The following is a 20231-nucleotide window of genomic DNA, read 5'->3' on the forward strand; positions in this document are numbered from 1 at the left end:
CACCCTCGACCGACTCTTGAACGCGCCGCGGGCGCAGGAAAAGAAGCGTTTTGAAGAATTCCACGAACAGAGCCCAGATCCCTGTCTGGCGCCAGCAATTGCATTATCGCCTCAAGGAAGGTGCGTTGATCGCGCTGGGCGCAGTCTGCCTCTACCTGTGGATGGCGTTGCTCACCTACGATTCCTCCGATCCGGGCTGGACCCACAACAGCAACGTCGAACAGGTGCAGAATGCTGCCGGCCGCCTGGGTGCCTGGTTCGCCGATATCCTGTTCATGGCCCTTGGCTATTTCGCCTATGTTTTTCCGCTGCTGCTGGCGATAAAAACGCTGCAAGTCTTCCGTCATCGCCATGAGCCCATTGATTGGAGCGGCTGGTTGTTCTCCTGGCGGCTGATCGGGCTGGTTTTTCTGGTACTGTCCGGCTCCGCGCTGGCCGATATCCACTTCCAGGACCACGCCGGGCTGCCGGCCTCTGCCGGTGGCGCCCTGGGCGAGAGTCTCAGCCATCTCGCGGTCAACGCGCTGAATGTGCAGGGCAGCACTTTGCTGTTCTTTGCACTCTTCCTGTTCGGCCTGACCGTATTCACCGACCTGTCCTGGTTCAAGGTCATGGACTTGACCGGCAAGATCACCCTTGACCTCTTCGAACTCATCCAGAATGCCGTCAACCGTTGGTGGAGCGCGCGTCTGGAGCGCAAGCAACTGGTGGCAAAGTTGCGTGAAGTCGATGTGCGTGTGAGCGAAGTCGCCGCGCCGGTCGTGCCTGACCGCCGCGAGCAGGCCAAGGTCAAGGAACGCCTTATCGAGCGCGAAGAAGCCCTCACCAAGCACATGACCGAGCGCGAGAAGCGCTCAGCGCCAGTGATAGCTCCGCCGCCGCCGCCCAACCCGGCCGAGGCGAGCAAGCGTGTGCAGAAGGAGAAGCAAGCTCCGCTGTTCGTCGATACGGCTATCGAAGGCACTCTGCCGCCCATTTCCATTCTCGATGCGGCCGAGAAGAAGCAGAAGAGCTTCTCTCCCGAATCACTGGAGGCCATGTCACGCCTGCTGGAAATCAAGCTGAAGGAATTCGGCGTCGAAGTGATCGTGGAATCGGTCCATCCAGGTCCGGTGATTACCCGCTTCGAGATTCAGCCGGCCGCAGGCGTGAAAGTCAGCCGTATCTCCAACCTGGCGAAAGACCTTGCCCGCTCTCTGGCGGTGATCAGCGTCCGCGTGGTGGAGGTGATTCCAGGCAAGACCACCGTTGGTATCGAGATACCCAACGAGGATCGCCAGATCGTGCGTTTCTCCGAGGTGCTTTCTTCGCCTGAATATGATGACGCCAAGTCGCCAGTCACTCTGGCCCTGGGCCATGATATCGGTGGCAAGCCGATCATCACTGACCTGGCCAAGATGCCCCACCTGTTGGTGGCGGGTACCACTGGCTCCGGTAAGTCAGTGGGCGTCAATGCCATGATCCTGTCGATTCTGTTCAAGTCCACGCCCGAGCAGGCGCGGATGATCATGATCGACCCGAAGATGTTGGAGCTGTCCATCTACGAAGGCATCCCGCACCTGCTTTGTCCGGTGGTCACCGACATGAAGGAGGCTGCCAACGCCCTCCGCTGGAGCGTTGCCGAGATGGAGCGGCGCTACAAACTGATGGCCGCCATGGGGGTGCGGAACCTGGCGGGCTTCAACCGCAAGGTGAAGGACGCCGAGGAAGCAGGGACGCCGTTGACCGATCCGCTCTATCGCCGCGAGAGCATGGAAGACGAAGCGCCGCTGCTGAAGACACTGCCAACCATCGTGGTCGTTGTCGACGAGTTCGCCGACATGATGATGATCGTCGGAAAGAAGGTCGAAGAGCTGATCGCCCGCATCGCCCAGAAGGCACGTGCCGCCGGGATCCACCTGATCCTCGCCACCCAGCGCCCCTCGGTGGATGTGATCACCGGTCTGATCAAAGCCAACATTCCGACTCGCATGGCGTTCCAGGTATCCAGCAAGATCGACTCGCGCACCATTCTCGACCAGGGCGGCGCGGAACAGCTGCTTGGTCATGGCGACATGCTTTACCTGCCGCCGGGCACCGGCTTGCCCATCCGCGTCCATGGTGCCTTCGTTTCCGACGACGAAGTGCATCGTGTGGTGGAGGCCTGGAAGCTACGCGGCGCACCGGACTACATCGAAGACATCCTGGCCGGCGCGGAAGAGGGCGGTGGCAGCTTCTCTGGTGGCGAGGGCAGCGAAGGTGGCAGCGAGGGTAGCGAGGACGACCCGCTCTACGACGAGGCCGTACGCTTCGTTACCGAAAGCCGTCGCGCATCGATTTCCGCAGTTCAGCGCAAGCTGAAGATTGGCTATAACCGCGCCGCGCGCATGATCGAGGCGATGGAAATGGCCGGGGTGGTAAGCCCCATGAATGGCAACGGGTCGCGCGAAGTCACTGCGCCGGCACCGGTGCGAGACTGAACCGAAACGGATTTTTTACGAGGATTTCCATGCGACTGATCCGCATGCTCATGGTGGCTGTACTTGGCCTGGCTGCCCTGAACGTCCACGCCGACGATAAGGTGGCCATCAGCCGCCTGACCGAAATGCTGAACAAGGCCCAGACCATCAGTGGTCGTTTCTCTCAGCTGACCCTGGATGGTTCCGGGACTCAACTGCAAGAAACCTCCGGCGAACTCTCGCTGAAGCGGCCGGGCCTTTTCCGCTGGCATACCGATGCGCCGATGGAGCAATTGCTGGTTTCCAACGGAGAGAAGGTGTGGCTGTACGACCCGGACCTGCAGCAGGTGACCATCCAGACTCTGGATCAGCGCCTGACTCACACTCCGGCGCTGCTGCTGTCCGGCGATGTCTCGAAGATCAGTGAGAACTTCGACATCACCCACAAGGAGGGCGGCGACGTGGTGGACTTCATCCTCAAGCCCAAGGCCAAGGACACTCTGTTCGACACCCTGCGCCTGTCGTTCCGCAACGGTGTGATCAATGACATGCAGCTGATCGACAGCGTCGGCCAGCGCACCAACATCCTCTTCCTTGGGGTCAAGATGAACCAGGCGATCGATGCCGCGCAGTTCAACTTCAAGATCCCGGAAGGCGCCGACGTCATCCAGGAATAAGCTGTAACGCCCATGGACCTCTTCCGCTCCGAACCCATCGCCCAGCCTCTGGCGGCGCGCCTGCGTGCTGCCAGCCTGGATGAGTACGTAGGCCAGGAGCACTTGCTGGCGCCGGGCAAGCCCCTGCGTGAAGCGTTGGAGCAGGGGGCACTGCACTCGATGATCTTCTGGGGGCCGCCCGGGGTCGGCAAGACGACCCTGGCCAAGTTGCTGGCCCAGGTCACCGACGCCCACTTCGAAACCATTTCTGCTGTGCTCTCCGGGGTCAAGGAAATCCGGCATTCGGTTGAAGTTGCCAAGCAGCAAGCTGCTCAGTACGGGCGCCGTACCATCCTCTTCGTGGACGAGGTGCACCGTTTCAACAAGTCCCAACAGGACGCCTTCCTGCCCTATGTGGAAGACGGCACCCTGATTTTCATCGGTGCTACCACCGAAAATCCGTCCTTCGAGCTCAACAACGCTCTACTTTCTCGGGCGCGGGTCTATGTGTTGAAGAGCCTGGATGAGGCTGCGCTACGCAAACTGGTGGCGCGTGCGTTGAACGAGGACAAGGGGCTTGGCACGCGTAAGCTGAGCCTGCCGGACGAGAGTTTTTCCATCCTGATGGCCGCTGCGGATGGTGACGGTCGACGCCTGCTCAATCTGCTGGAGAATGCCTCTGACCTCGCCGATGACGGCGGTGAGATTGGGGTGGAGTTGCTGCAGAATCTGCTGGGCGATAGCCGTCGTCGCTTCGACAAGGGTGGGGAGGCGTTCTACGACCAGATTTCCGCACTGCACAAGTCGGTGCGTGGGTCTGATCCGGATGCCGCGCTTTACTGGTATGCACGCATGCTCGATGGCGGCTGTGATCCGCTCTACCTCGCCCGGCGTGTGGTGCGGATGGCCAGCGAAGACATCGGCAACGCCGACCCGAGAGCCCTTGGTCTGTGCCTGTCGGCCTGGGATGTGCAGGAGCGTCTTGGCAGCCCCGAAGGCGAGTTGGCGGTTGCCCAGGCGATTACCTACCTGGCCTGTGCGCCGAAGAGCAACGCTGTTTACATGGCCTTCAAGGCTGCTATGCGCGATGCCGCTGAGAACGGCTCGCTCGAAGTCCCGCTGCACCTGCGCAATGCACCGACCAAGCTGATGAAACAACTGGGTTATGGCGAGGAGTACCGTTACGCCCACGACGAACCCGATGCTTACGCGGCGGGGGAGGACTATTTTCCCGAGCAGCTTGAGCCTCGCCAGTACTACCAGCCGGTGCCCCGTGGCTTGGAGCTGAAGATTCGTGACAAGCTGCAACATTTGCGCAAACTCGATCGCAACAGCCCCTGGCGGCGGAGAAAATAGTGATCGGACTGATACTGGCGGTCTCCGCTGGCGGTGTGGCGGGCACGCTGCTGCGATTCGCTACTGGCAATCTGGTCGCAACCTACTGGCCACGGTACTTCTACGCCGGTACCCTTGCAGTCAATATCGTCGGTTGCTTGTTGATCGGCTATTTATATGGCTTGTTCCTGTTACGCCCTGAAGTGCCGCTGGAAATCCGTTCCGGCCTTATGGTGGGGTTCCTGGGCGGCCTGACGACCTTTTCATCCTTTTCCCTCGACACGCTGCGCCTGCTGGAAAGCGGCCAGCTGCCACTGGCCCTTGGCTATGCAGCATTGAGCGTGCTGGGTGGCCTGCTCGCCACTTGGGCCGGCCTGATACTGACGAAAATCTGAGAGACGAGAACCTGACATGCTCGATGCCAAACTGGTCCGCACCCACCCACGGGAAATCGCGGAACGCCTTGCCACCCGCGGCTTTGAACTGGATGTAGCACGCCTGGAAGCGCTGGAGAACCAGCGCAAGTCCGTGCAGACCCGTACCGAACAGCTGCAGGCCGAGCGCAATACCCGTTCCAAGTCCATTGGCCAGGCCAAGCAGCGCGGCGAGGACATCGCACCGCTGCTGGCCGATGTGGACCGTATGGGTAGCGAGCTGGAAGAGGGTAAGCGCGAACTGGAGAGCATCCAGGTCGAGTTGGATAACCTGCTGCTGAATATCCCGAATCTTCCCCATGAGTCTGTTCCGGTAGGCGAGGACGAGGAGGGCAATGTTGAAGTGCGCCGCTGGGGTACCCCCCGCAGCTTCGATTTCGAGGTCAAGGACCACGTAGCCCTGGGTGAGCAGTATGGCTGGCTGGACTTCGAGACCGCCGCCAAGCTTTCCGGCGCCCGTTTCGCCCTGCTGCGCGGCCCTATTGCCCGCCTGCATCGTGCCCTGGCGCAGTTCATGATCAATTTGCACGTGACCGACCACGGCTACGAAGAGGCCTACACGCCTTACCTGGTTCAGGCTCCGGCACTCCAGGGCACTGGTCAGCTGCCGAAGTTCGAGGAAGACCTGTTCAAGATCTCCCGTGAAAACGAGGCGGATTTCTATTTGATCCCCACCGCCGAAGTGTCCCTGACCAATATCGTCTCCGGCGAGATCGTCGATGCCAAGCAACTGCCGATCAAGTTTGTTGCCCATACACCGTGCTTCCGCAGCGAAGCCGGTGCATCGGGTCGCGACACGCGCGGCATGATCCGTCAGCACCAGTTCGACAAGGTGGAGATGGTGCAGATCGTCGAGCCGTCCAAGTCCTTCGAGGCCTTGGAAGGTATGACCGCCAATGCCGAGCGTGTGTTGCAATTGCTCGAGCTGCCGTACCGCGTGTTGGCCCTCTGCACCGGTGACATGGGCTTCAGCGCCACCAAGACCTACGACTTGGAAGTCTGGGTGCCGAGCCAGGATAAGTACCGCGAGATTTCTTCCTGCTCCAACTGCGGCGACTTCCAGGCCCGCCGCATGCAGGCGCGCTACCGCAACCCGGAAACCGGCAAGCCCGAACTGGTACACACCCTGAATGGATCCGGCCTCGCCGTCGGCCGTACCTTGGTCGCCGTGCTGGAGAACTATCAGCAGGCTGATGGCAGTATCCGTGTGCCCGATGTGCTCAAGCCCTACATGGGTGGTATCGAAGTCATCGGCTGATTGCCCGCCCCCTGCCAGGCAGGGGCGATAGAACGCCCAACCGCCCGCGTCGCAGCCAGGCTGCACGCGGGCGGTGGCCGTTCAAGCTCTACCTCCACCCGTTATTGCTAGAAGGCGCTGCTATGGATTTCCTCCCGCTGTTCCACAATCTTCAAGGGCGCCAGGTGCTCGTGGTCGGTGGGGGCGAAGTGGCCCTGCGCAAGGCGCGTCTGCTGGTGGATGCCGGTGCGCGTCTCCGGGTGGTCGCGCCGCAGATCGACGCGCAATTGCTGGAAATGGTCGAGCAAAGTGGCGGTGAATCCCATTTGCGTGGGTACCAGGTTGTGGACCTCGATGCCTGTGTGCTGGCAATCGCCGCCAGTGATGATCAAGCGTTGAATGCCGAAGTGTCGCGCCAGGCCCAGGCGCGCGGCATTCCCGTCAACGTGGTGGATGCCCCCAAACTCTGCAGCGTGATCTTTCCCGCTATTGTCGACCGTTCGCCGCTGATTGTTGCGGTTTCCAGCGCCGGTGACGCCCCCGTCCTGGCGCGGTTGATCCGTGCCAAGATCGAAACCTGGATTCCCGCCGCTTACGGTCAACTGGCCGGGTTGGCGAAGAAGTTCCGCAACCAGGTAAAGACCCTGCTTCCTGATGTGCAGCAACGTCGGGTGTTCTGGGAGGAAGTTTTCCAGGGGCCGGTGGCCGAGCGCATGTTGGCCGGGCAGGGCGCTGAAGCTGAGCGTCTGCTGGCTGAACGAGTTGCCGGAGGCGCTCCCAAGGCCCTGGGTGAGGTTTATTTGGTGGGCGCGGGGCCGGGTGATCCCGACTTGCTGACCTTCCGCGCCTTGCGCTTGATGCAGCAGGCCGATGTGGTGCTCTACGACCGTCTCGTCGCGCCGGCCATCATCGAACTCTGCCGCCGCGATGCCGAGCGCGTCTATGTCGGCAAACGCCGCGCCGACCACGCTTTGCCTCAGGATGAAATCAATCGCCTACTGATCGAACAGGCCAAGATGGGCAAGCGTGTGTTGCGCCTGAAGGGCGGTGACCCCTTTATCTTCGGTCGAGGTGGCGAAGAGATCGAAGAGCTGGCAGCCAATGGCATTCCCTTCCAGGTCGTGCCCGGCATCACTGCTGCTTCCGGCTGCTCTGCCTATGCGGGTATTCCGCTGACTCACCGCGACTATGCGCAATCCGTGCGTTTCGTCACCGGCCACCTGAAGGACGGTAGTTGCGATCTGCCCTGGAGGGATTTGACCGCACCTGGCCAGACTCTGGTGTTCTACATGGGGCTGGTGGGTCTGCCGTTGATTTGCGAGCAGTTGATCAAGCATGGTCGCGCGGCCGAAACTCCGGCTGCGCTGGTGCAGCAAGGCACCACCAGCCGGCAGCGCGTATTCACCGGCACGCTGGCCAACTTGCCGCAACTGGTGGCTGAGCACGAGGTCCACGCACCTACCCTGGTGATCGTGGGCGAAGTGGTAACCCTGCGCGAAAAGTTGGCCTGGTTCGAGGGCGGTCAGGCCGCGGTCTGATCCCTCATCGCCACTGGCCGTGCTTTCAGATGCCCACGACCATGGGGGCGGCTGAAGTCCTGTATCGGCCCCAGAGGCACCACGCCCGTGGGATTTATCGTGCGATGGCTGGCGTAGTAGTGGTGCTTGATGTGTGTGAAGTTCACCGTCTCTGCTACGCCCGGCCATTGGTACAGCTCGCGCAGCCAACCTGAGAGGTTGGCGTAATCCTCCAGGCGCCGCAGGTTGCACTTGAAGTGGCCGTGGTAGACAGCGTCGAAACGGATCAAGGTGGTGAACAGACGCCAATCCGCTTCTGTGACTCGCTCACCCGTCAGGTAACGTCGGGTTTCCAGTAGGGTATCCAGTTGATCCAGTTCGTCGAACAGGGCGTGGAAAGCCTCTTCGTAAGCGTCCTGGGTAGTGGCGAAGCCCGCGCGATAGACGCCGTTGTTTACGGCCGGGTAGATTCGATCGTTGAGCGCATCGATCTCGGGACGCAGTGCTTGCGGATAGAAGTTCAGGTGATTGCCGGTCAGGTGATCGAAGGCGCCATTGAACATCCGGATGATCTCGGATGATTCATTGCTGACGATGCTGTCGGTCTGCTTGTCCCACAGCAGCGGTACTGTCACACGGCCGCTGTAGTTGGGACTGTCCCGCGTATAGCGTTGGTGCAGGTACGCCAGCCCGTCCAGCTTGTCTCCGGTCGAGCCGAACTGCGGGTCGAAGGTCCAGCCTTGCTCCAGCATCAGCCAACTCACCACCGATACGTCGATCAGTGATTCCAGGCCCTTCAGCTTGCGGAAGATCAGGGTTCGGTGTGCCCACGGGCAGGCCAGGGACACGTAGAGGTGATAGCGGCCCGATTCGGCGGGGAAGCCGCCGATACCTGAAGGGCCAGGCGAGCCGTCGGCAGTGATCCAGTTCCGTCGCTGAGCGCTTTCACGTTGAAAGCGGCCGTCCTTGGCGGTGTCGTACCACTTGTCATGCCATTTTCCATCAATCAGCAGGCCCATGGTCGGTCTCCGAAGTTGAGTTCTGGAGCCAGTTTATCGGCGGCGCTTCGATGGAAAAGCGCAAATTGGTGGTTCTAATGATCAATCAGATCGATACCTTGCGCTCCGCCCAGAGTTGATCAGCTTTGGCAAAGGCCTCTTCTCGTGCTGAGCCCAGGCCGCGCAGGGCAAGCGCCATAGTGGAGCGAACGGCCAGGCGGCCGTAATCATCCTCGCATTCGCCGCGCCATACGGCGACCAACTGGTTGGCGTCCAGGCTGTCCGGCTTTACGTGGCGTTGTGCGGAGAGCGGCGGCCATTCTTCGTCCCAGGCGTCGCCATCGGTGGTTCCGTAGAGGTGGCAGGTGCCATCGGGATTGACTTCGATCTCACCACCTTCCCCCTTGATCACGATGGCGTGATCGCCCAGGAGTTGGCTGGCTTCGCGGTGTTCCGCCTGGTAGCCCGGGTGGAAGATGCTCTGCAGGCAGCAGCGAGCACCGAGCGGATTCAGGATGCGGGCAAGGGAGTGGATGGGCGAGCGCAGGCCAAGCGTGTTACGCAGGTCGATCATGCGTTGCAGTTGAGGTGCCCAGGCGCCCAGCGGAATGAATGCCAGTCGGCGCTCGTCGAGGGCATTGGCCACTTCTTGCCAGTCATGGCAAAGCGGAATGTCCAGCAGCTCCAGTAGCTGCTCACTGTAGAGACGGCCGGCCGTATGGGCGCCGCCACCGTGGAGCAGGATGCGCACACCGCTGTCGGCAAGCGCCTTGGCAGCCAACAAGTACCACGGCAGATGGCGCTTTTTACCGGCGTAGCTCGGCCAATCCAGGTCGACGGGAATTTGTGGTGCCAGATTGCGTTGTCGGAAGGCTTCGGTGAAGCCGGCCAGTTCCTCGGCGTTTTCTTCCTTGTGCCGCAGGAGCATGAGGAAAGCGCCGAGCTGAGTGTCTTCAACTTCGCCGTCTAGGAGCATGCCCATGGCTTCGCGGGCTTCCTCGCGGGTCATATTGCGTGCGCCGCGCTTGCCCTTGCCGAGGATTCGGACGAATTGGGCGAAGGGATGTTCCGGTGGGGTGACGAGATTCATAGGCAGTTGGTCGGCTTCGGTAGGCCGGCGAGCTTGGCGGCAAGCTTGGCCGGTGCGCCTTTGAAGAGGCGATTGAGGTGCAGACTGTTACCCTTGTCCGGGCCGAGCTTCTGCGCCACGTACTTGACCAGCGGACGGTTGGCCGGAGAGAGCTGGAACTCGATATAGAAACCGCGCAGCAGCTCGATGATTTCCCAGTGCTCCGGCTGCAATTCCAGTTCTTCGCGGGCAGCCAGGGCATTGGCCACCGCAGGACTCCAGTCAGTCAGCTGCTGAAGGTAGCCGTCCTTGTCCAGCGGGATGCTGTGGCCTTCGATCAGTAATTCGCTCATAGCCAACTGTTCACCTTGTCGTAGTGACAACACAACGCGACGAAGGCCGGGTAATCCACTGCGTTCAGACGCTCCGGCAGGTCGGCCAGAGTACGGGCATCCAGGTCTTCGGCGAGTGCATGCAGGGTGACGGAGTCGGGCATCAGCTCCAAGGCCTGGCGAGCGATGCTGCCAGGTTGAAGGGCATAGACGGCATCACCGCTGAGCAGCAAGCCATCACCGGCTCCCAGCAGGCGAAGGCAACTACCCATCCGGCTGTCGGCAAAGGGCGAGTGAGAGAGGATGTGCAGGGTGGCCATCAGAGAGTGAGCACCTGGTCGTAGCGGTTGATAAGAGTGGTCAGGGCGCTGTCGTCGAGGACATCTACTGTGAGGTTCAGGGCGGCACTGTCCAGGCCACGTTCCTGCAGGCTGCGCGCAGAGGCGTAGAGCGACTCCACGCCAAACAGGGAGAGCGCCTGGAGGTTGGCGGTCAGGTCCTTCTGCTGGAGTGCCGTCGGCTGCTGTTGGGCGACGAGCTGGAAGACCCCGTCGTCGAGGAACAGCAATCCGAGTGGCAAATCGAAGGCGCCACCTGCAAGGGCGATGTCCAGCGCTTCGCGGGCACCGGGGCCGCTCCAGGGCGCTTGGCGACTGATGATCAGCATGGATTTCATCTCAGTTGCCTCCGAAGCTGACGAGGCGGTCGGCCATCTGGGCAGCTTCATGAAGCTGACCCAGGCCGGACAGTTCCCAGCCTTCGGCCAGATTCGCCGCGGGCCGTTCATAGCGCTGCGCTTCTTCCTGGCTCAGCACGCCGCGGCGCAGTGCCGCGGCAATGCAGACCACGCCGTCCAACTCGTGCTTGCGTACGAACTCGCTCCATTCCGCGGAGAGGTTGGGTTCATCTTGCGGGGCGACGACATTGGCGGAGGCGCTATGCACACCATCCTGATAGAAGAACAAGCGGACGATTTCGTGCCCGCCGGCCAGACAGGCTTCAGCGAAGCGCAGGGCGCGACGCGAGGAGGGCGCATGGGGTGGCGCAAAGAGGGCGATGGCGAATTTCATGGTCGCTCGGATGACGGGAAAACTGCTGGAATGATACGGCCAGACGCGTTCTTTTTCCCGCCCGGACAGAAAAAAGCCCGCCGAAGCGGGCTAGTCCGAGGAGTTGGTTGGCGATCAATCGTCGCTGCTGAATACGCCAACCAGTTGCAGCAGGCTGATGAAGAGGTTGTAGATGGAAACGTACAGGCTGATGGTGGCCATGATGTAGTTGCGCTCGCCGCCATGGATGATGGCGCTGGTCTGGTACAGGATGCAGACCGACGAGAACACCACGAAACCAGCGCTGATCGCCAGTTGCAGGCCGCTAATGTTGAAAAAGAAGCTGGCCAGCATGGCACCGATCAGGACGAAGAACCCGGCGGTGATGAAACCACCAAGGAAGCTCATGTCCTTGCGGGTGGTAAGCACGTATGCCGACAAGCCGAAGAACACCAGGGCGGTCATGGCGAAGGCTGAGCTGACCACCTCGCCGCCGTTGGGCATTCCGAGGTACATATTGAGGATCGGACCCAGGGTGTAGCCCATGAAGCCGGTCAGCGCGAAGGTGGACACGAGACCCCAGGCCGAATCGCGCAGCTTCACCGTGAGGAAGAACAGCCCGTAGAAACCGATCAGCACCACAAAGATACTGGGGTACGGCACGCGCATCTGCTGGGCGACGTAGGCAACCAAACCGCTGAACGCAAGGGTCAGGGCCAGAAGCCCGTACGTGTTGCGCAGGATGCGGCTGACTTCCAGCTGCTCCGCCTGCGTAGGGTTGAGGGCAAAGTTCTGTTCGTTCATCGCGACACTCCCGAGATTGGTTTCCGTGACCTTGGTCAGACCTGGATATTATCAGAGGCGTGAGAAGGGCCAAATGCAAGAGTTTGACAGCGTGTTGCGTTCCGGTACTATGGCGCCCCGCGCAAGCGGAGGTGTGGCCGAGTGGTTTAAGGCAGCGGTCTTGAAAACCGCCGAAGGGGAGACTCTTCCGTGAGTTCGAATCTCACCGCCTCCGCCATCTTAAATACAGAGAAGCCCCGATTCACGGGGCTTTTTCGTTTCTGGGGCTGGCAAAATACGTTTGTGTGGCTCACGTCCTGGTGTTCAGCTTTTCGCACTCGTTGTTGGCCAGGGTCTCGTCCTGATGTTTGGTGCCGACGTAGTCGCCAGTCGCTCTGTCGATGATGCGGTACCAGTAAGCATCCATCGCCGTTCCTCCGAGAACTTCGCTATTTCTGATTCCTCTGGCGTCTGCTCGCGGGATTCTTTTCACCGAGAAGCGTGCACTCATGGTGGAACTCCTTGTAGGGAAAGAAGTGGAACATTTTTGATAGCCAGAGTTGGCTGATCTCGCAACCACCCAGTCGCTACGGATCATTTCAGCGACTCTGGCACTTCAGCAGTCGCACTTGCGCTTCCCGGACGTACTGGCATGGGCGTGCCGTGGTCCACAGCCCCTCGGGAGGCTGTTGGCTACACGGCGCCAGCTTCCTTTCGATCAGGTCCCATCGGAGTCTACGGTGGTGGCCGCGCGAATATTTCGCGTCTTTTGCTGCACTTTTCGAGCTTGGCGGACAGGCGTGTCATTACGTTGACTGTGTGGCGTTTACATTTCGTAACATATGTACTTTAGTCAGGTTATTGACATTCTGCGGCGCTAAACAAGATGAGCAACAGCTCAAATAGCCCATGTCTTCACTGGTGCAGTTTCCATCAGAGATGCCTTCAGGCGTCCGTCCAGTGTCGAAGGTCAGCAACTGGAGAGAGTCATGAAATGCCCTGACAGCGAGCACGCGACAGGTCGGCCCAAGGATCTGGCTGACGGCGAGGGGAGACGGAAATTTCTGAAACTGACGGCAGCGACTATGGCGGCGCCGCTACTGATGACGGGTACTAGGGCCCAGTCGGAAACTGCGGTACCTGTATTTCCGCCGAGTCCACCCACTGTGCCCTGGGCCCACGAGTTGCCCAGGCAAGTGAATCCACTGGGAACAGTGTCGTCTCTGAGCCCTGCGCCGACTGAAGTCGCCAATATCGCTGCTGGTGAGGCGGGGCGTAATCCCCATCAGCGCTGGGCGCAGTTCGCGCCAGGTGCATTGCTTTACGAGATCAGTGCGACGGAGCGAAACGACTGGGTCTATAGCCCGTCCTACCCGCCGCAGCGAATCTGGGGCTATCAGGCCAACAGCAATCCGGATTGGACCATGCCCAGCGCAACTTTTTTTGCGCGCTACGGGCGTCCTTTGATCTGCCGCATCCACAACAAGCTGCCGCAGAACCATGTGGGGTTCGGTACCCCAGAGATTTCCACCCACCTGCACAATCTGCATTGCGGGTCGGAAAGCGATGGTTTTCCAGGCGACTACTACAGCCCCAACAAGCATGGCCCGACATTGTCGGCCAATGGTCGCTTCAAGGATCACCTCTATTCCAATGTCAAGGCCGGCTTCGAGGCTCGCCAGGACTTGTTGGGTGATCCGACCGAGGCTTTGGGCACGCTCTTCTATCACGATCACACCCTGGATTTCACTGCGCCCAACCTTTATCTCGGGCTGGCAGGGTTTTACTACCTCTTCGACGAGTTGGACTCGGGCAATGAGGCTGATCCGAACCCCAGTGCTTTGCGCCTGCCGAGTCACCCGTACGACTATCCGCTCAATTTCAATGATCGGCGTTTCGATGCGAACGGAAGGCTGTTCTATGACCAGGTCAATCCGGAGGGCGTGCTGGGTGACAAGGTGGCGGTAAATGGTCGCATCGAGCCGGTGTTGCGGGTCGCGGCACGCAAGTACCGTTTCCGTCTGCTGAATACCGGTCCGAGCCGCTTCTACAACTTCGCCCTGGTATCGCCGACGAACGTGTTGCAGAGGTTCACCCACATCTCCAATGACGGCAACTTGTTCCCGGCTCCGCTGCTCAACCAGACCAATGTGACCCTGGGCGTGGCTGAGCGCGCGGACATAGTGGTCGACTTCTCGAAGTACGTGATCGGGACCCAGTTGTATTTGGTTAACCGCATGCGTCAGATAGAAACCCGGCTACCGAAGGACATCAAGGAACCTGGCGACCGGGTGCTGAAAATCATTGTTGACCGTTACCCGCCGGCCCAGGATTTGAGTCGGGTTCCAAGTACCTTGCGACCTCTGCCTCTGATCACCCAGGCGGAGATCAGCTCAGCGCCGGTACGGCGCTGGATCTTCGAGCGCGACAAGGGCATGTGGGCGATCAACGGGAAGTTCGTCGATGTGAACAGTCCGCGGGCACAGATACCCAAGGGCGGTTATGAGATCTGGGAGCTCTCCAACGTCAACGATGGCTGGAGCCATCCCATTCATATTCACTTCGAGGAAGGACGAATCCTGCAGAAGATCGTCAAGGGCGTCAGTGTGCCCATCCCGGTCCACGAACGGGGGCGCAAGGATGTCTTTGTGGTCGAGCCTCTTACCACGTTGCGGGTGTTCCTGCGCTTCCGCGACTACAAGGGCAAGTACCCCATGCACTGCCACAACCTGATCCACGAAGACCACGCCATGATGCTGCGCTGGGACATCGTCTGAAGCCAATGCAGGGCAACTTCGAGGTGGGAGGAATCATCATGAACACGCGAAGAAAGATGCTGGCTGGCTTCGGTGGCGCGGCTGCCTTGCTGGCTGGTTGGGCCGCCACTCGCGGCAGTGGTGGCCTGGTCGATACCGCTTCAGCACGCAGTGCCGGGGCGATTCCCTTTCCCAATGTCACGCTTTACACCCACGCAGGTCGCAAAGTGAGGTTTTACGACGACCTCATCCGCGGCAAGGTGGTTACCTTCAACATGATGTACACGCAGTGCACCGGCAAATGCCCGACCATGACGGCAAACTTGCGCCAGTTCCAGCAACTGCTGGGTGACCGGGTAGGGCGGAGTGTGTTCATGCACTCCATCACCTTGCAGCCGCTGCTGGATACGCCCGATGAGCTCAAGGCCTATGTCGAGAAGTACCACATCGGCCGGGGCTGGGAGTTCCTTACCGGAGACCCGGAAGATATCGAGGCCATTCGTTTCAGCCTGGGCTTCTATGACGTTGACCCTGAGGTCGATCGCAATCTGACCAGTCATACCGGTCTCGTGCGTATGGGGAACGACAATTACGAGCGCTGGACCATGGCGCCGGCACTGACCGGTCCGAAGCACATCCTCTCTACGCTGAACCATGTAGACCGCGAATGGAACGCGGCTTCCTGAGAAGCACGAGGGTGTCCCTGGCTTAACAGGGGCGCCCTCGCATTGGCTGCCTCCATGTCTTCATCCTCTTCATTGAAAAGCTCGATAGTGCATTGTGATTATTGGGGTTTTTCTGGCGCGCGGCGTCTGCGAAGTCATATGCATGGCTTTCATTGGTTGATAAATTGGCGCTGATCGTTTGACGGCAAATGCATCTGGCGCTAGGTCATTCTCCGGTCATTTGCTAATGTGAGCCTCATTTGAACAAGCTTGCTGCCAAGGCAGCGCGCGATGCACTGAGAGGTGTCGCTTGATTAGGGTGCTGGTGGTCGATGACCACGATCTTGTTAGAACGGGGATTACCCGCATGCTGGCCGATGTCGACGGCCTGCAGGTGGTAGGGCAGGCCGACAGCGGCGAGGAAGCCCTGAAAAAAGCACGGGAACTCAAGCCCGATGTGGTCCTGATGGATGTCAAAATGCCTGGCATCGGCGGGCTCGAGGCGACTCGCAAGCTCCTGCGTAGCCACACGGACCTCAAGGTCGTGGCGGTGACCGCTTGCGAGGAAGATCCATTCCCGACCCGGTTGTTGCAGGCTGGCGCGGCGGGTTACCTGACCAAGGGTGCTGCTCTGGAAGAAATGATCCAGGCGATTCGCCAGGTCTTCGCCGGCCACCGTTTCATCAGTCCGCAGATTGCCCAGCAACTGGCGCTCAAGTCCTTCCAGCCCCAGGCCAGTGGTTCGCCCTTTGATCTGCTGTCGGAGCGCGAAATCCAGATCGCCCTGATGATCGCCAACTGCCAGAAAGTGCAGAGTATTTCCGACAAGCTCTGTCTGTCGCCGAAGACAGTGAATACCTACCGCTACCGGATCTTCGACAAGCTTGCCATTTCCAGCGACGTGGAGCTGGCGCTGCTGGCTGTTCGACACGGCATGGTAGACGCCGTCAGCTAAGATGTCCGAATCCTTCGACGCGAGTGCGTTCCTTGCCGCCTGCAGCGGTCGTCCGGGTGTTTACCGGATGCTCGATGCGGGCGGCAAACTGCTTTATGTAGGCAAGGCGAAGAACCTGAAGAAGCGCCTTGCCAGCTACTTCCGAAAGACTGGCCTGGCGCCCAAGACCGCCGCCCTGGTAGCGCGTATCGTCCAGGTCGAGACCACCATCACTGCCAATGAGACCGAAGCGCTGCTGCTGGAGCAGACGCTGATCAAGGAATGGCGGCCGCCCTACAACATCCTGCTGCGGGACGATAAGTCCTATCCCTACGTACACCTCAGCGACGGCGATTTCCCGCGGCTGAGCATTCACCGTGGGGCGAAGAAGCAGAAAGGGCGTTATTTCGGACCATACCCCAGTGCGGGTGCTATTCGCGAAAGCCTCAACCTGCTGCAGAAGGCGTTCCTGGTTCGTCAGTGCGAAGACAGCTACTACAAGAATCGCACCCGGCCCTGCCTGCAGTACCAGATCAAGCGTTGCAAGGCCCCTTGCGTGGGGCTGGTAGACCCGGCTGAATACACCGAGGACGTGCGTCACTCGGTGATGTTCCTCGAGGGGCGTAGTAACGTCTTGAGCCAAGAGCTTTCCGTCGAGATGGAAGCCGCGGCGCAACGGCTGGATTTCGAGCGGGCTGCCGAGCTGCGTGACCAGATCGCCATCCTGCGCCGAGTGCAGGACCAGCAAAGCATGGAAGGTGGCACCGGCGACATCGATGTGGTGGCTGCGATCGCGACACCGGGTGGAGCGTGCGTGCATTTGATCAGTGTGCGCGGTGGCCGTGTCCTGGGCAGCAAGCACTTTTTCCCGCAGGTTGGTATCGAAGAAGAAGCTGCCGATGTGCTGGTGGCGTTCATTGCCCAGTACTACCTGAGCAATCACGACCGGGACCTGCCCAGTGAATTGATCGTCAACACGACTCACGAAGACTTCCCGACGCTGATCGCCGCGCTGGTCGAGTTGCGCGGTCGTGAGCTGGATATCAGCCATCGGGTGCGTGGTACCCGTGCGCGCTGGCAACAGCTGGCCGTCACCAACGCCGAACAGGCCTTGGCCGCGCGGCTGGCCAACCGGCAACACACTGCGGCACGTTTCGAAGCGCTAGCCGAGGCCCTTGGCCTGGATGAGACGCCGCAGCGACTGGAGTGCTACGACATCAGCCATTCAAGCGGAGAAGCCACCGTGGCTTCATGCGTGGTGTTTGGGCCTGAGGGCGCGCTGAAGTCGGACTATCGTCGCTACAACATCGAAGGCGTTACCGCTGGAGACGACTACGCAGCCATGCACCAGGCGCTGTCGCGTCGTTTCAGCAAGTTGAAGGAGGGGGAGGGCAAGTTACCTGACATTTTGCTGGTGGACGGTGGCAAAGGCCAACTCGCCATGGCTCAGGAAGTGCTCAGGGAGCTGGCAGTGCCCGAGTTGATTCTGCTTGGCGTCGCCAAGGGCGTCACCCGCAAGCCAGGCTTCGAAACCCTCTACCTCAACGATGCAGCCCACGAGTTCACCTTGCCGGCGGATTCGCCTGCACTGCATCTGATCCAGCAGATCCGCGACGAGGCGCACCGCTTTGCCATCACCGGGCACCGTGCACGACGTGGCAAAGCGCGTCGCACGTCCAGCCTGGAAGAGGTGGCCGGGGTAGGGCCTAAGCGCCGTCGGGAGCTGCTCAAGCATTTTGGTGGACTGCAGGAACTCAGTCGGGCCAGCATCGAGGAAATCGCCAAGGCACCCGGTATCAGCAAAAAGCTTGCTGAGTCGATTTATGCAGCCCTGCACAGCGAGTAGAATGCGGCCTTCCTTCAAAACCAGCCGTAACGATGAATATTCCTAACCTGCTCACCGTTCTTCGCGTACTGCTCATTCCCGTTTTCATACTGCTCTTCTATCTGCCGTTCTCCTGGAGCTACCTGGCAGCCAGCGCAGTTTTCGCCATTGCGGCGATCACTGACTGGTTCGATGGTTACCTGGCCCGGCGCTGGCAGCAGAGCACGCCCTTCGGCGCTTTCCTCGACCCGGTTGCTGACAAGCTGATGGTGGCGGTGGCGCTGGTTCTACTCGTGGAGGAGCATCACAACCTCTGGCTGTCCTTGCCGGCGGCGATCATCATCGGTCGCGAGATCGTGGTATCGGCCTTGCGCGAGTGGATGGCAGAGCTTGGCGCTCGTGCCCATGTGGCTGTATCCAGCCTGGGCAAATGGAAGACAGCCGCGCAAATGCTGGCACTGGTCATCCTGCTGGCTAACCCACCGCTGTTCACCTTCTGGGTGGCGATCGGTTATTTCCTGCTTATCCTGGCCGCGGCCCTGACGCTCTGGTCGATGCTGCACTACCTGCTGGCGGCCCTGCCGCACCTCAGCACGGACCCGAAGGGAAAATAAAAGTTTTTTTGAATCAAGGGGTTGACGGCTGTTCATGAATCTATAGAATGGCGCCCGTCAACACGACAAAGCGGGAATAGCTCAGTTGGTAGAGCACGACCTTGCCAAGGTCGGGGTCGCGAGTTCGAGTCTCGTTTCCCGCTCCAGTTTCACGCGATGACGCCGCCGCAAGCGGCGTTATCGTTTAGGCCGGATGGCAGAGTGGTCATGCAGCGGATTGCAAATCCGTGTACGCCGGTTCGATTCCGACTTCGGCCTCCATCTAAAAAGCCCCGTAGATCAAAAGTCTACGGGGCTTTTTCTTGCCTTTCGGAAAGTGTAGTTTCCGCAACCAAGGGGCATCTGGTGGGTTCGACAATCTCGCCGACGCGCCTGTAGACGGTCTTGGTGATCTGCTCTTTTGAGTGCCCAAGCAGTCGACTGGCATGACCCAGGTCGTCGATCTCGCTCGCCGCTTTCGGACGAATATCGCGGAACTGGAACTGTCGGATATGTTCCACCAGATCCATTTTTCAATCTTCAGCAGTCCTCCTGGCAGCTTCCGCGCGTGCCTCATCCCAGCGGTTCCGCAGCATCGGGTAGCTCATGCGCAGGCCGCTGGTGTTCGTGATCAGGTGTGAGCCTTTGATGCCGTTCAAGGCTCGCCGTTCGAGCAGGTCATCCAGGAATGCCCCAAGCCCTGTGGCCTTCCCTCCATCGGTGAGCCGGATGCGCAGGCGCTGGCCAGTTTTGCCTTGGCCTACCAGCAGGAATTCTTCCGAGATGTGCGTGATGGCATTGATCGGCGCCGATTCGAAGGCCTTTCGCAACTGTTTAAGCTCATTCCGGTTGTCCTGTTGGGGGCGCGGTTTCTTCCCCGGGATGATTTCCCGCTCGAACTTGTCGAAAATCGCACCCATCAGGTGTTGAGGCTTCGGTATTACCTTCCGCTCCAGGCGTGCCCATTCGATCCTGGCCTCGTCCAGATCGGTCCCGAGTGGAATCTCCTTTCGCCTACCGTTTTCGTCGCGCCCGTCGTAGTAGTAGCCCACCCAGAGCTTGCCGCTGCGCCGATTCCTCACGCGGCGAAGCATTCTGGGTGGTAAATCCCTGTTCGATGGTCCCCTCGGTCGCATATCAGTTCACTTTCGACAGGTCCAGGCTCCACGGTTCTGCCGCAGCAGTTGAGGCGTTCGGCGTGACTCCCGCGAGCCGAAGTCGGGCATATCCCACCGGCGATACCCGCTTAATCACGAAGGCTGAGTCCGACGGCTTGGAACTGATCTACCGTCCCGGCTTCGCCTTCAGCAAGGCGGAAGTGTTGCTGATGGATCTACGCCAACCAGGTGAATTCACGCCGGACCTGTTTGCGCTCGTCCAGCCCGAGCGGGCCAGCAAGGCCATGGCGGTGGTGGACGCGATCAATGCAAGGTGGGGTAGGGGGACTGTCAGACCAGGCAGAATGCCCGTGGCGTTCTGCCTCGGCTGAGGCGACGCCACTATGGCCCCTAATCAATTCCCGCTGTCGCGGCCCACTGCCGCTGTCTGCTTCGCTGCAACCGACTCGCTCCTGGTCAGCGGCGGACAGATGCACAGCGACCGCATGGCCG

General features: G+C 60.3%; 19 protein-coding genes, 3 tRNA genes and 2 pseudogenes. 15 read left to right on the top strand and 9 right to left on the bottom strand.

Annotated elements, in window-relative coordinates:
- Window positions 1–50 precede the first annotated feature (50 nt).
- The 6 genes from ftsK to cysG all read left to right on the top strand — a co-directional run bounded on the left by ftsK (window position 51) and on the right by cysG (window position 7638).
- The gene (gene ftsK, locus E8F20_RS12145) at window positions 51–2459 is read left to right on the top strand and encodes a DNA translocase FtsK (RefSeq protein ID WP_280283938.1); all 2409 of its coding nucleotides are present in this window, start codon (window positions 51–53) and stop codon (window positions 2457–2459) included.
- Window positions 2460–2488: 29 nt separating this feature from the next.
- A complete protein-coding gene (gene lolA / locus E8F20_RS12150; protein ID WP_280283939.1) occupies window positions 2489–3115 on the top strand; it encodes an outer membrane lipoprotein chaperone LolA in 627 nt (208 codons plus the stop codon).
- Window positions 3116–3127: 12 nt separating this feature from the next.
- Complete coding sequence (locus E8F20_RS12155) at window positions 3128–4450, top strand: replication-associated recombination protein A (protein WP_280283940.1); 1323 nt, start codon at window positions 3128–3130, stop codon at window positions 4448–4450.
- Window positions 4450–4824, top strand: a complete 375-nt coding sequence (gene crcB / locus E8F20_RS12160) for a fluoride efflux transporter CrcB (RefSeq protein ID WP_280283941.1) — start codon at window positions 4450–4452, stop codon at window positions 4822–4824. The genes E8F20_RS12155 and crcB overlap by 1 nt, the downstream gene beginning before the upstream one ends.
- 16 nt (window positions 4825–4840) lie before the next feature.
- Window positions 4841–6121, top strand: coding sequence for a serine--tRNA ligase (serS, locus tag E8F20_RS12165; RefSeq protein ID WP_280283942.1), 1281 nt, complete (start codon window positions 4841–4843; stop codon window positions 6119–6121).
- Between the two features lie 122 nt (window positions 6122–6243).
- Complete coding sequence (cysG, locus tag E8F20_RS12170; protein WP_280283943.1) at window positions 6244–7638, top strand: siroheme synthase CysG; 1395 nt, start codon at window positions 6244–6246, stop codon at window positions 7636–7638.
- Here cysG and E8F20_RS12175 read toward each other — a convergent pair.
- From E8F20_RS12175 to E8F20_RS12205, 7 genes are all read right to left on the bottom strand, one after another.
- On the bottom strand, window positions 7623–8636 hold the full coding sequence (locus tag E8F20_RS12175; protein ID WP_280283944.1) for a glutathione S-transferase family protein: 1014 nt from the start codon (window positions 8634–8636) through the stop codon (window positions 7623–7625). The genes cysG and E8F20_RS12175 overlap by 16 nt on opposite strands.
- Before the next feature lie 85 nt (window positions 8637–8721).
- Entirely contained in the window at window positions 8722–9705 is a 984-nt protein-coding gene (locus tag E8F20_RS12180; protein ID WP_280283945.1) for a glycosyl transferase family protein, read from the bottom strand.
- Entirely contained in the window at window positions 9702–10037 is a 336-nt protein-coding gene (locus E8F20_RS12185) for a TusE/DsrC/DsvC family sulfur relay protein (protein ID WP_280283946.1), read from the bottom strand. Before E8F20_RS12185 ends, E8F20_RS12180 begins: the two co-directional genes overlap by 4 nt.
- Window positions 10034–10336: a sulfurtransferase complex subunit TusB gene (tusB, locus tag E8F20_RS12190; protein WP_280283947.1), complete on the bottom strand. Its 303-nt coding sequence runs from the start codon at window positions 10334–10336 to the stop codon at window positions 10034–10036. Before tusB ends, E8F20_RS12185 begins: the two co-directional genes overlap by 4 nt.
- Window positions 10336–10692 (bottom strand): sulfurtransferase complex subunit TusC, encoded by a 357-nt coding sequence (gene tusC / locus E8F20_RS12195; RefSeq protein WP_280283948.1) that lies wholly within the window; start codon window positions 10690–10692, stop codon window positions 10336–10338. The genes tusB and tusC overlap by 1 nt, the downstream gene beginning before the upstream one ends.
- Window position 10693: 1 nt before the next feature.
- A complete protein-coding gene (tusD, locus tag E8F20_RS12200) occupies window positions 10694–11086 on the bottom strand; it encodes a sulfurtransferase complex subunit TusD (RefSeq protein WP_280283949.1) in 393 nt (130 codons plus the stop codon).
- A 114-nt stretch (window positions 11087–11200) separates the two neighbouring features.
- A complete protein-coding gene (locus tag E8F20_RS12205) occupies window positions 11201–11869 on the bottom strand; it encodes a Bax inhibitor-1/YccA family protein (protein ID WP_280283950.1) in 669 nt (222 codons plus the stop codon).
- 127 nt (window positions 11870–11996) lie between these two features.
- Between E8F20_RS12205 and E8F20_RS12210 the strand changes: the two genes are divergently transcribed.
- Window positions 11997–12086, top strand: a tRNA-Ser gene (locus tag E8F20_RS12210).
- Window positions 12087–12158: 72 nt separating this feature from the next.
- On the opposite strand, the gene E8F20_RS12215 is transcribed toward E8F20_RS12210, so the two are convergent.
- On the bottom strand, window positions 12159–12359 hold the full coding sequence (locus E8F20_RS12215; protein WP_280283951.1) for a hypothetical protein: 201 nt from the start codon (window positions 12357–12359) through the stop codon (window positions 12159–12161).
- A gap of 478 nt (window positions 12360–12837) precedes the next feature.
- Between E8F20_RS12215 and E8F20_RS12220 the strand changes: the two genes are divergently transcribed.
- The 7 genes from E8F20_RS12220 (at window position 12838) to E8F20_RS12250 (ending at window position 18903) form a co-directional block, all read left to right on the top strand.
- Window positions 12838–14625: a multicopper oxidase domain-containing protein gene (locus E8F20_RS12220; RefSeq protein WP_280283952.1), complete on the top strand. Its 1788-nt coding sequence runs from the start codon at window positions 12838–12840 to the stop codon at window positions 14623–14625.
- 38 nt (window positions 14626–14663) lie between these two features.
- On the top strand, window positions 14664–15290 hold the full coding sequence (locus E8F20_RS12225; protein ID WP_280283953.1) for an SCO family protein: 627 nt from the start codon (window positions 14664–14666) through the stop codon (window positions 15288–15290).
- 289 nt (window positions 15291–15579) lie between these two features.
- Window positions 15580–16224: a UvrY/SirA/GacA family response regulator transcription factor gene (gene uvrY, locus E8F20_RS12230; protein ID WP_280283954.1), complete on the top strand. Its 645-nt coding sequence runs from the start codon at window positions 15580–15582 to the stop codon at window positions 16222–16224.
- Between the two features lies 1 nt (window position 16225).
- Window positions 16226–18049, top strand: a complete 1824-nt coding sequence (gene uvrC / locus E8F20_RS12235) for an excinuclease ABC subunit UvrC (RefSeq protein ID WP_280283955.1) — start codon at window positions 16226–16228, stop codon at window positions 18047–18049.
- 32 nt (window positions 18050–18081) lie between these two features.
- On the top strand, window positions 18082–18642 hold the full coding sequence (gene pgsA / locus E8F20_RS12240) for a CDP-diacylglycerol--glycerol-3-phosphate 3-phosphatidyltransferase (protein WP_280283956.1): 561 nt from the start codon (window positions 18082–18084) through the stop codon (window positions 18640–18642).
- Between the two features lie 70 nt (window positions 18643–18712).
- Window positions 18713–18788: transfer RNA gene (locus tag E8F20_RS12245), tRNA-Gly, on the top strand.
- Between the two features lie 41 nt (window positions 18789–18829).
- Window positions 18830–18903: transfer RNA gene (locus E8F20_RS12250), tRNA-Cys, on the top strand.
- Window positions 18904–18929: 26 nt separating this feature from the next.
- Here E8F20_RS12250 and E8F20_RS12255 read toward each other — a convergent pair.
- Window positions 18930–19757, bottom strand: a pseudogene (locus tag E8F20_RS12255) (hypothetical protein).
- A gap of 89 nt (window positions 19758–19846) precedes the next feature.
- Between E8F20_RS12255 and E8F20_RS12260 the strand changes: the two are divergent.
- Window positions 19847–20089 (top strand): annotated as a pseudogene (locus E8F20_RS12260) (DUF4113 domain-containing protein); the annotation flags it as partial.
- Window positions 20090–20231 lie beyond the last annotated feature (142 nt).

The organism is Pseudomonas sp. BN415 (assembly GCF_029871195.1).
GTDB classification, from domain to species: domain Bacteria; phylum Pseudomonadota; class Gammaproteobacteria; order Pseudomonadales; family Pseudomonadaceae; genus Metapseudomonas; species Metapseudomonas resinovorans.